This window comes from Bacillus sp. AC266, assembly GCF_979253805.1.
In genome coordinates this window covers 387,431-397,165 of sequence record NZ_CEEDEC010000006.1, presented here as the reverse complement: position 1 = coordinate 397,165, position 9,735 = coordinate 387,431, and the positions used below count along the sequence as shown (strand labels likewise).

Annotated in this window: 12 protein-coding genes and 3 pseudogenes; 12 read left to right on the top strand and 3 right to left on the bottom strand. The window is 32.7% G+C overall.

The features are described 5' to 3' along the window. Both AC0IXC_RS24025 and AC0IXC_RS24020 read right to left on the bottom strand, forming a co-directional pair. The coding region (locus AC0IXC_RS24025) for a MerR family transcriptional regulator (RefSeq protein ID WP_471653477.1) at positions 1–251 on the bottom strand (251 nt) is incomplete at its 3' end. A 414-nt stretch (positions 252–665) separates the two neighbouring features. Next, positions 666–1,016, bottom strand: coding sequence for a winged helix-turn-helix transcriptional regulator (locus AC0IXC_RS24020; protein ID WP_471653476.1), 351 nt, complete (start codon positions 1,014–1,016; stop codon positions 666–668). Positions 1,017–1,139: 123 nt separating this feature from the next. Between AC0IXC_RS24020 and AC0IXC_RS24015 the strand changes: the two genes are divergently transcribed. Further along, complete coding sequence (locus AC0IXC_RS24015; protein ID WP_471653475.1) at positions 1,140–1,766, top strand: nitroreductase family protein; 627 nt, start codon at positions 1,140–1,142, stop codon at positions 1,764–1,766. A gap of 321 nt (positions 1,767–2,087) precedes the next feature. Continuing rightward, positions 2,088–2,293: pseudogene (locus AC0IXC_RS24010) on the top strand (transposase); the annotation flags it as partial. A 99-nt stretch (positions 2,294–2,392) separates the two neighbouring features. Here AC0IXC_RS24010 and AC0IXC_RS24005 read toward each other — a convergent pair. After that, on the bottom strand, positions 2,393–3,244 hold the full coding sequence (locus tag AC0IXC_RS24005) for a LysR family transcriptional regulator (protein ID WP_471653474.1): 852 nt from the start codon (positions 3,242–3,244) through the stop codon (positions 2,393–2,395). A 117-nt stretch (positions 3,245–3,361) separates the two neighbouring features. Here AC0IXC_RS24005 and AC0IXC_RS24000 point away from each other — a divergent pair, with 117 nt between their 5' ends. From AC0IXC_RS24000 to AC0IXC_RS23955, 10 genes and pseudogenes are all read left to right on the top strand, one after another. Continuing rightward, positions 3,362–4,456: an oxidoreductase gene (locus AC0IXC_RS24000; protein ID WP_471653473.1), complete on the top strand. Its 1,095-nt coding sequence runs from the start codon at positions 3,362–3,364 to the stop codon at positions 4,454–4,456. Between the two features lie 80 nt (positions 4,457–4,536). Continuing rightward, positions 4,537–4,866: a DMT family transporter gene (locus AC0IXC_RS23995; protein WP_471653472.1), complete on the top strand. Its 330-nt coding sequence runs from the start codon at positions 4,537–4,539 to the stop codon at positions 4,864–4,866. A gap of 10 nt (positions 4,867–4,876) precedes the next feature. Then, entirely contained in the window at positions 4,877–5,191 is a 315-nt protein-coding gene (locus AC0IXC_RS23990) for a DMT family transporter (RefSeq protein WP_471653471.1), read from the top strand. Between the two features lie 678 nt (positions 5,192–5,869). Beyond that, positions 5,870–6,355 (top strand): annotated as a pseudogene (locus tag AC0IXC_RS23985) (topoisomerase C-terminal repeat-containing protein); the annotation flags it as partial. A gap of 419 nt (positions 6,356–6,774) precedes the next feature. Then, positions 6,775–7,416: a thermonuclease family protein gene (locus AC0IXC_RS23980; protein WP_471653470.1), complete on the top strand. Its 642-nt coding sequence runs from the start codon at positions 6,775–6,777 to the stop codon at positions 7,414–7,416. A 64-nt stretch (positions 7,417–7,480) separates the two neighbouring features. Then, positions 7,481–7,681 (top strand): hypothetical protein, encoded by a 201-nt coding sequence (locus tag AC0IXC_RS23975; protein WP_471653469.1) that lies wholly within the window; start codon positions 7,481–7,483, stop codon positions 7,679–7,681. A 75-nt stretch (positions 7,682–7,756) separates the two neighbouring features. Continuing rightward, positions 7,757–8,050 carry a hypothetical protein gene (locus tag AC0IXC_RS23970; protein ID WP_471653468.1) on the top strand — a complete coding sequence of 98 codons (294 nt, stop codon included), beginning with the start codon at positions 7,757–7,759 and terminating at the stop codon, positions 8,048–8,050. Between the two features lie 33 nt (positions 8,051–8,083). Beyond that, complete coding sequence (locus tag AC0IXC_RS23965; RefSeq protein WP_471653467.1) at positions 8,084–8,479, top strand: disulfide bond formation protein B; 396 nt, start codon at positions 8,084–8,086, stop codon at positions 8,477–8,479. A 70-nt stretch (positions 8,480–8,549) separates the two neighbouring features. Beyond that, positions 8,550–8,843: an ArsR/SmtB family transcription factor gene (locus tag AC0IXC_RS23960; RefSeq protein ID WP_002139811.1), complete on the top strand. Its 294-nt coding sequence runs from the start codon at positions 8,550–8,552 to the stop codon at positions 8,841–8,843. A 603-nt stretch (positions 8,844–9,446) separates the two neighbouring features. After that, a pseudogene (locus AC0IXC_RS23955) lies at positions 9,447–9,617 on the top strand (IS6 family transposase); the annotation flags it as partial. Positions 9,618–9,735: the final 118 nt, after the last annotated feature.

Here is a 9,735-nt window from a genome sequence, read left to right as displayed (position 1 = left end):
TTACTTATTTCAGCATCTGATAACTTTCTATGAATGATTTTGCTGATTTCATTTAAGCTAAACCCTGCTTGTTTTAACAAATTTATTCGTTTAGCAGTTAGTAACTGATTCTTATCATAATATCTATAATCATTATTCGGATGAATAAACACAGGTTTCAAAATATTATGCTCATCATACAGATACAAAGCTTTTCGTGATAAGCCAGTTAACTTACTAAAGTCTTTTATCAGAAGTAAATTATTATTCACTTTTGAATCACCTACTATCAATTTTATTTAAATTTATAATATACATTATAAGATTTAAGTCCAATTTATTAAAACGTGAATCTTCCACTTGAAGAGACGTTCTGAATAAATACAATACGAAAAATAAAACCCATTCATATACAAATAGGTTTCAGTTCACCCTTTTTAAAATTGTTTTAAATCTGTATTTAGAAAGAACAACGTTTTTCTTTGGGGTAGTTGATATTCTTAAGTTGACGGGCATGAGGTACCCCATAAACAATAAAAAACGAACAAATGCCAAACCATTAATCCATAGGGGTTTGGCATTTTTAGTAACTTCATATAGTTTTCGATTTGTTTACTTGCTGAATAAGTAATTTTTAATAATTGTCTTTGAAATTATAAGTGGGAACCATTAGGTGAAATTTAGGTTTAATTATGATCACAATGAATTTGTTGATCTTTATCTATGCCTTTTATACTTGCATACTTATTACCCCATTCACACATTGTGTTTAATACTGGTACAAATGATCTTCCTAGATCAGTTAAGCTGTATTCTACTTTTGGTGGTACTTCTTTAAATATTTCTCTTCGTACAAGTCCATCTCTTTCTAACTGTTTCAATTGATCTGTTAAGACTTTTTGTGTAATTCCAGGTATTAATTCGTAAAATTCTTTTGTCCTTACTGATTTTTGACTCAAGAAAAAGAGTATTAAACATTTCCATTTTCCACCTGCAATGTTCATAAAAATGTTGATTCCAGTATTATAGTTAACCATGTGCTTTCTCTCCTAAATAGGCACTTAAAAGTGGCTATACCACATTTTTGTGCGTTATTTTCTTATTTATTATTGCTTACTATAATTAAAAGTGCAATAAATAAAAATTTCGGAGTGGATATAATGAGTGTAAAAAATATTTTGGAAAAAAGACGTTCAGTTAGACATTATGATTCAAGTTATAAAATAAGTTCAGAAATTCTAACCTCATTAGTTGAAAGTGCAAGTAAGTCACCTAATGGAAATAATATTCAAGCTACTCGATACTTAATTATTGAGGATTCGGACTTAAGAAATTTATTATTGCCTATAACTTTTAATCAACAACAAGTGATAGAAGCTTCAACTTTAATTGTTATGTTGGGTGATTATCAGGCATTTGACAAAGGTAATATTATTAAGATACATGAAGAAGGCTTTCAAGCAGGTTATTTTGATGAATCGCTAAGAGATTATCTAGCGAATGCTGCAATAAATTATTATGAAAATAAATCGAATGAAGATCTAAAGCTAGAATTAACTAGAGATGTAAGTCTTGCTTCAATGTCATTAATTTTATTAGCAAATGAAGCAGGTTTTGAAACAATTACTATGTCAGGCTATGATTCTAAGAAATTAAAAGCAATCTTAAATATTTCTGAAAGGTATTTAGATGTTATGCTTATAGCTATTGGTAAAGGTACTAAAGCTGGTCATAATACAGTAAGGCATAATGTAAATAAGGTAATGTATAGAAACTTAATAATTTAGTGTTCTTAAAATTGCTATTATATTAACTAGATTTGTATAAAGCTTGCATACTCCTTTAATCTGATATTAGGACATAAAATCAAGATAAAACTCGATAAGTCTTCCTCTAAGTTGTTGTTTATGAAGAGATAATCAATATCTATTTTTAAAGAGAAGAGGATGATGAATGACTTAAAAATAGGTGATCTATTAGTGAATAAGAATTTGCTCCTGATAAAAAAAATTGGCCAGTTAACCGGCTTATCACGGAAAGTTTTATATTTATATGAGCAAAATAATATTTTGAACCCGGCATTTATTCATCCGGATAAGGGGCTTGTGAAGAGTTCTTTGATGATCCACGATAGACATGCAAATTTGAAATATAATCATGGAAATCTTACATTTGGACAAAAGGATATTATGTAAGTACGGTAGGCATAAATGAAAAAACTATCGCCAAATATATTCGAGAGCAAGAAATGGAGGATCGTCTACGAGACAACATGAGTAAACGAGAATACGTGGATCCATTCAAAGACAAATAGAGAGTAAACGGTTGGCGGTCACTTAAGGGGCCAATTTAGTGGCAGTGTTGGTTTTTAGGGCGAAATTAAAACCGCCGGTTCTACCGGCGGATACTTACTTTATAGTTCATTCTTATTAATTTTTTGAATAAAGGAGGATAAAACCTTATTAGTTGTTAAATCCTTGCGTCTAACAAGATGTGTTTCCATAAGTCGGTAATCTTCTGGCAGAGGGGTTGAGTTGTATTCTATTTCTTGGGTTTTATTAATTACTGATAAAGGAAGAACTGCTGAAGCCAACCCTAACTTCACACAATTTAACAAAGTGTCTAAGGTATTAACTTCTATAAAGTTAGTTGGTTTTTCCCCGTTACTGTCTAACCATTCAACTAAAACCTTTCTAAATGGGCATCCTTCAGGAAATACTGCCCAAGTCTTTGATGTCTGTTCAGCTTTAACTCCTCTTTTAGTGATTAGACTAACTACATCTTGAATCGTATATTCGACTTCGATTAAATTAGATTTTGTTTGGCCAGTTATAAATGCAGCATCAAGCTTGTATTTCTGAATCATCTCTAATAATTTAGGTGATGTTCCTGTTATTAACGAAATCGATACATTAGGATGCTGTTTTTGGAAATCAGAAAGTATATTCATAAATTTATTTGAGGCAAGAGTCTCAACAACTCCAATAGCCAACTTCCCCCCAAAGTTTTCTGCTTCTCGAACAGCAGAAATTGCTTCTTCAGCCCGTTTATTTATGGAAGCTGCATGTTCATAAAAAATCAAGCCTCTTTCAGTTAAACTAACTCCTTTAGGGTGTCTATTAAATAGAGTAACCTCTAGTTCAGATTCCAGTTTTTTAATTCGATTGGTGATATTAGACTGTACATAGCCTAGTTTGTCTGCTCCCTTAGAAAAATTCCCCTCATCAGCTACAGTTAGGAAAACTTTTAAATCAGTTAACTCCATAATATCCTCCTCATCACTTTTATTGATGGATATATCATTTTTAATCATTTTACTAAATACCAACCCCAATGTAAACTTTTAATTGCAAGCAAATAAAAAAACAGGAGTGTTTAGATTATGTCAAAGTATCCTAATTTATTTTCCGAATTTAAGATTGGTTCATTGGAGCTATCAAATAGATTGGTAGTATCTCCAATGACTAGAACAAGTGCTCAACCGAACGGGTTAGCTAATGAAAGAATGGCCCAATATTATTCGCGTTTTGCAAGAGGTGGATTTTCTTTAATAATTACAGAAGGTACTTATCCTGATTTGACACATGGGCAAGCGTATGAAAATCAACCTGGAATAGCAACTGAAGAACAAGCTGCTGCTTGGAAACCCGTGGTAGATGCTGTTCATAAAGAAGGAGGAAAAATATTTTTACAAATTCAACACGCAGGAGCACTTGTTCAATACAATCGCTATACGGACTTTTCATTAGCACCATCTGCTGTAAGGCCAAAAGGAGAAAAACTTAAAGGCCATGGGGGAAGTGGCGAATATTCACTGCCAAAAGAAATAAGTAAAAAAGAAATAGAGGCGGTTATTGAGAGTTTTGCCAATGCTGCATTAAGAGCTAAAAATGTTGGGTTTGATGGTATTGAAGTACATGGAGCCAATGGATATTTATTAGATCAATTTCATACGGACTATACAAATCTTCGTGAAGACGAATTTGGTGGGACACCCGAAAATCGTGTTCGGTTAAGTGTTTTAGTGTTAAAAGCTATTCGAAATAAAGTGGGCAACAATTTTGTTGTGGGTATCCGTGTCTCTCAAGGTAAAGTAAATGATTTCTATCATAAATGGAAAGGAAAAGAGGATGAAGCAAAAATAATCTTTGAGAATCTAGCCTCAGCTAGCCCAGATTATATACACACAACAGAGTTTCAAGCAGATAAACCAGCGTTTGGAAAGAATAGTCATACACTTGCTAGCCTTGCAAAAAAATACGGGAATATACCTGTAATTGCAAACGGGCAGTTAGGAGAACCCGAAACAGCAGAAAAAATGATAGGTAACAGAGAAACTGATTTTGTTGCATTAGGGACTAGTGCTCTAGCCAACCCTGATTGGCCAAAAAAAGTAAGAGATAATCAAACATTATCTAAGTTTGATCATCGTGTATTTGATCCTATTGCGGTAATAAGAGATGAAGAAACTTATTAATAGGCTAATGTAATATTCAAACTTAATTAAGGATACTCCAATAGGGGTATCCTTCTATTTAAAACAAGAGGTGGATAAAAATGAGTTGGATATTTTTAATTATTGTAGCAATCCTAGAAGTTGTTTGGATAGCTGGCCTAAAAATGTCAAAGGGTTTTACAATTTTTACTCCTAGTATTATAACGATTACTCTGATTATAATTACATTTTATTTCTTTTCAAAATCGGTTATTAGATTACCAATTGGAACAGCATATGCAATTTTTGCTGGGATAGGGGCAGTAGGTTCAGCCTTATTAGGATTTTTTATGTTCGGTGAAATTTTTAATTTACTTAAACTGCTTTTCTTATCCCTTTTAATTTTGGGCATAATCGGATTAAAAATGTCTGTTACTAATGAAGAAGGGTAGGAGGGAGTATATGACTTGGCTTTATTTGATAGTTGCTGGCTTAGGAGAAATCGGACTTGTTAGTTTTATGAAATTGTCTGATGGATTTATAAATAGAACATACAGTTTATTAACTGGTATCTCAGGTATAATTAGTTTTTCTTTTTTGGCAAAAGCAGTTGAATTACTCCCTATCTGGGCAGCTTATGGAATATGGACGGGTATTGGTTCAATAGGTAGTGTAATTATTGGTATGTATTTTTTTAATGAAAATAAAAGTGTATCAAAGGTGGTTTATATATCCTTCATAATTATAGGTGTAACGGGACTTGAAACTATTTCATAACAAATTAAGTCTAGAAACCATTAATATCCTTCATTAAGAAAATAGTAAATTCAGACGAGTATTCAGGAGTGGCAGATTTTTTCATGGAAGGCTTTTAATCTATAGTTTAGTATTTGCTGTGAAAATTGGGTATGAAGAGGTGTTACTACATAACCCACAGGTTAAGATTCTACAACAACTTCAAACTTCACAGACTGAGCTAGATATTTCAGTTGATAATTATAAGCACTCTAAATTAAAGTTGAAGTATTTAAAAACAATAAAACACGACTTTGAAAATGTTATTTATGGACAATCTAATGTTAAAAACGAACTTTTACAGCATTATATAGTTTAACAAACAAAAGGGTACACAAGCCAACAGTAATTATGCTTTTCGGTCCTACCAGTGTAGGGAAAACAAAGACAGCTAAATTTGTAAATAAGGTAGTTAATTCAAAGAAAAAGTTGTTTCGAAAACAGCTATTAATGTTTCATGATGAAAACTTTATGAATTATATATTTGGCGATAAGAGCAAGGGATTATTTGACGCTTACTTATAAAATGATCAAGTTTTTTTATAAAAACTAAAATGTTTTTGAACCATAACCGACGCATTTTGATCAATCTTTTCTCAAAATACATGGGTTTCTTCTATTATAATAGCAACATTCATGACATAATTTTGCTCAAACTTTATTCTAAATCGCAAGACATTTCCCGGGTATTCGGAATATCAGAGTGGATGCAATTTTATGTTGCCAGATAGCCAGATTAAGAAGCTATTAAATAACAATGTAACAGACTTTATAAATGAATTTCATGGAGAGAAGGGGAAATTCACAGTTGCAATTCGATTAAAGTCGGACCTTAGCATTTGTTTTGAATTTCCAACCACAGATGATCGTACGGTAGGTAAATGTCCCTTATGCCAGGGCAGAGTTATAATAGGTAAAACTAACTATTTGTGTGAGCAATACAAGAGGGGTTGTGATTTTATCGTTTCAGGAATGATACTTGAAAAAAGAATCACAACAAGCCAAATCAAAAAGTTATTAGATAAGAATATGACGGATACAATCCAAGGATTTGTGTCGAGGAAAACGGGAAAACCGTTTGGCGCGAAATTAACCTATGACTCAGTACAGAAAAGGATCGCTTTTGTGTATGAGAAAAAGAAATAATATTATAAAATCTTAAATTCCGTATATAAAATTAATAAGAATTATGATATGATGAAATAAAGTTAATATTTCTAAATCTATCTTGCAAGAGGACACACCTACGCATACATATGCCATAGGTGTGTCCTTTTTCGTTGTCTATAAATTCCTAAAATAAAGAGAGGGGGAAGGTATATTGTGTACGAGCGAAATACCAACTGCAAATGTATCTTTTGAGAATGTGGAGAGTCAGAAGCGGAATAAGGGGAATGTAATATCAGCATGCCCCAAATGTAAAAAGCAATCATTCAGGGCTACGTTTAACGAACATCCAAAGTGGATTCGATTTTGCTTGTGTTGTGATTATAGAGAAGTTAATTCAGCATATAATCCATTTGTATATTAAGTAGAGCGATACTAATAGGAAAGGATACTACGGTATGAAACCATGGATTAAGATTACTTGTATAACAACATTAGTCTTTCAAATTACAGCATGTAGCAGTTCAACACAAACAAATGATTCGAGACCAGTACAAACCACCCAAAAAGTAATTGAGCGGAATTCAGAATTCAAGAGCACTATTGATATTCCGGAAACGTATGAGGGCAAATTAAAAGGTTTAGAGACGGTCAAAGGGAAAGTAATACATGTAAAAGACGGAGATACAGTAGATGTGAAAGTAAACGGGAAGAAGCAGACGGTAAGGTTACTTTTATTAGACACCCCTGAATCTGTTTCTCGAAAGATTCCGCCACAGAAGATGGGTAAAGAAGCATCTTCTTTTCTAAAGAAACAAATAGAAGGAAAAGATGTAACCCTGGTATATGATCATGGACAAAAAGAAGACAAATACGGTAGGAAATTAGCCTATATATTTTGCGAGGGAATACATGTAAATGAATTAATGGTCCAATTAGGATACGGGATTGTAGCGTATATCACTAAACCAAACACTACGCTGCTTCCGCAAATGATAGATGCAGAAAAAGAAGCTAAATCATCTATAAGTGGAGTGTGGAGTATAAAAGGTTTTGTAGATGAAAAGAAACGTCATTATAACCGAAATGATGCCGCTTAATGCATATTACTCAAGCATAGTAAGAATACTAATACCTTGAAATTAAAATACGGAGGTTTTAGGTGTGAAAGAGAATAAAAGGAACATGATCTTATCGTTTGTTATTTCGATTGTCTTTATATTTTCGAGCGTGATGCCTTTTAGTAGTAACGAGTACATCTATGTGATTTCAAAAATCGGGGCTGCAGCTGGTGTGTTAAATATTGTATTGATGAGTATTTTTTTGTATTTTCAAAGCAAAAAAATGAGATATTCATTGAACTAAACTGTAAAAGAGAAAGTTTTCCTTACTCACACAAAAAAGAGAGTGGTAAGGAAAACTGCGAAGGAGATGGAATAGATGAGTCAGGTAGCGGGATTCTTGAAATTCGTTTTAGCGAAAGAAAAACGATACGTATATTTGGCTGTATCAGAAAAGAGAAACAAACGTGTAAACACGCACATTTTATATAAATTCGGTCCAATGGAAAAAGCATTGGAAAGTATGTACGAAATGCGGGATGATTTCGAGAATAAGTTCCCGATAGAACTAAAAGAAAAAAGATATGACTGGGAAGATATCAATGATTGGATACTTTCCATTGAGACAGGATTCTCAAAGCATGGAAATAAGCTAATAACATACGGACGCTAAGTAGAGCAGACAATTAAGTGAGGTGAATGAAGAATGGCATTAATTAGAAAGTATCATATTGCAATTGCTTGGATGATAGCTACAAGCGCAATGCTTATAAGCTTAGTTTTTAGTGAATGGATGAAACTTCCCCCATGTGATTTGTGCTGGTATCAAAGGATGGCCATGTATCCCTTAGTGTTGATATTAGGTGTTGGTATGTATAGAAAAGACCCACTGGTAAGTACATATGCATTCCCATTTGCACTTTGTGGTTTATTGCTAGCTGTTTATCAAATAACGATTCAAACCTTTCCTGCAGGCGAGATGAAGATATGTTCTGTAGGAGTTTCTTGTACGGAAGATTACTTGAATTTATTTGGTTTTATCACGATTCCTATGCTATCTTTTGTTGGATTTTTAGCTATTATTATACTTTTATATAAATAGACATGAACATGTATAACGGCAGTTAATTCGAAAAAAATAAGAATGGAATATAGAAATGGAGAAATTAAAAATGACAACATTACAAAACCAAAAAGAAATGAACCAAATTTCAGAGGCAGACGTAGAATTATTAAAAATCATGGCTCATCCAGTTAGACTACAAATTGTGAAGGAATTGAATCACCGTAAAATCTGTAATGTAACGCAATTAACAGATCTACTAAAGATACCACAATCTACTGTTTCTCAGCATCTATCAAAAATGAGAGGAAAGATCCTACGTTCGGAAAGAAGAGGATTAGAGATGTACTATCATATTGAGAATTTCAAAGCTTGCCAGATTGTTAGTGTACTAGGTTTATAAATAACTTAAACTAAATAGCAGATTACGAGAATAAACATGAAATAAGGGCAGCTATGCCAGGCTGCCCTTATTTCATTTGTGATTTTGCATATATTTGTGCGCATTTAGTATAGCAAACATTTTTCTTCCATATCAAATAAAAAAAGCCTGTATGCACAGGCAAAAAATTAGGTAGATAAATATAGAAACAAAAATAGTATCGAGTACATTATATAAAAATACAATTGTTATAACGAAAATAATCTATCCATAGTAAAGTAAAAGAATCCCCCACATGATAAAGGATTCTTTTAATAGGTATTCGTTGGCAAATGACTTCACCGTAGGAATTGAGTATGGCTCACTCAATTCTCTTTTATATGTTATAAAAGGTGAGTTCATTTGTCAAAAGGCATCTGCTATAGAATAACAAACGCCTTTTCAGAACTTACATAGAACACTTTCAGAACATATTTCAGTTGTTGGACCTTTACCTCTTAGCAAAATGGAACCCTAAGATAATTATAGTACTATAAAATAATAGGTTTGTTTCTTATAAAATCTATTGGTATTATATAGGAGTGCCGCCACATGCCCATCAAGCTAAGATTTTGAAATATCCCCAAAATGAAAGTTCGCTCTATGTTAGGATTCAAGTCTTTTTGCACAGCTACATTCATTCTTGCAGGAGTGGAAGCTATGCATATTATTAAAAAAGAACGGTTTGATTTACGGCATCAGTCTGTTCAAAATCAGAAAGAATTCATCCATCAATTGTTAGGGCTTACAGCATAAAAAAAGAACTCCGCTAGAAATATATAAGCTATATTCTCTTTTATTTTATCTTTGCACCAGAATCGGAATTTATAAACAAATTTTAAAAACGAAATAGGCCTCGCGGCAACTGGTAATA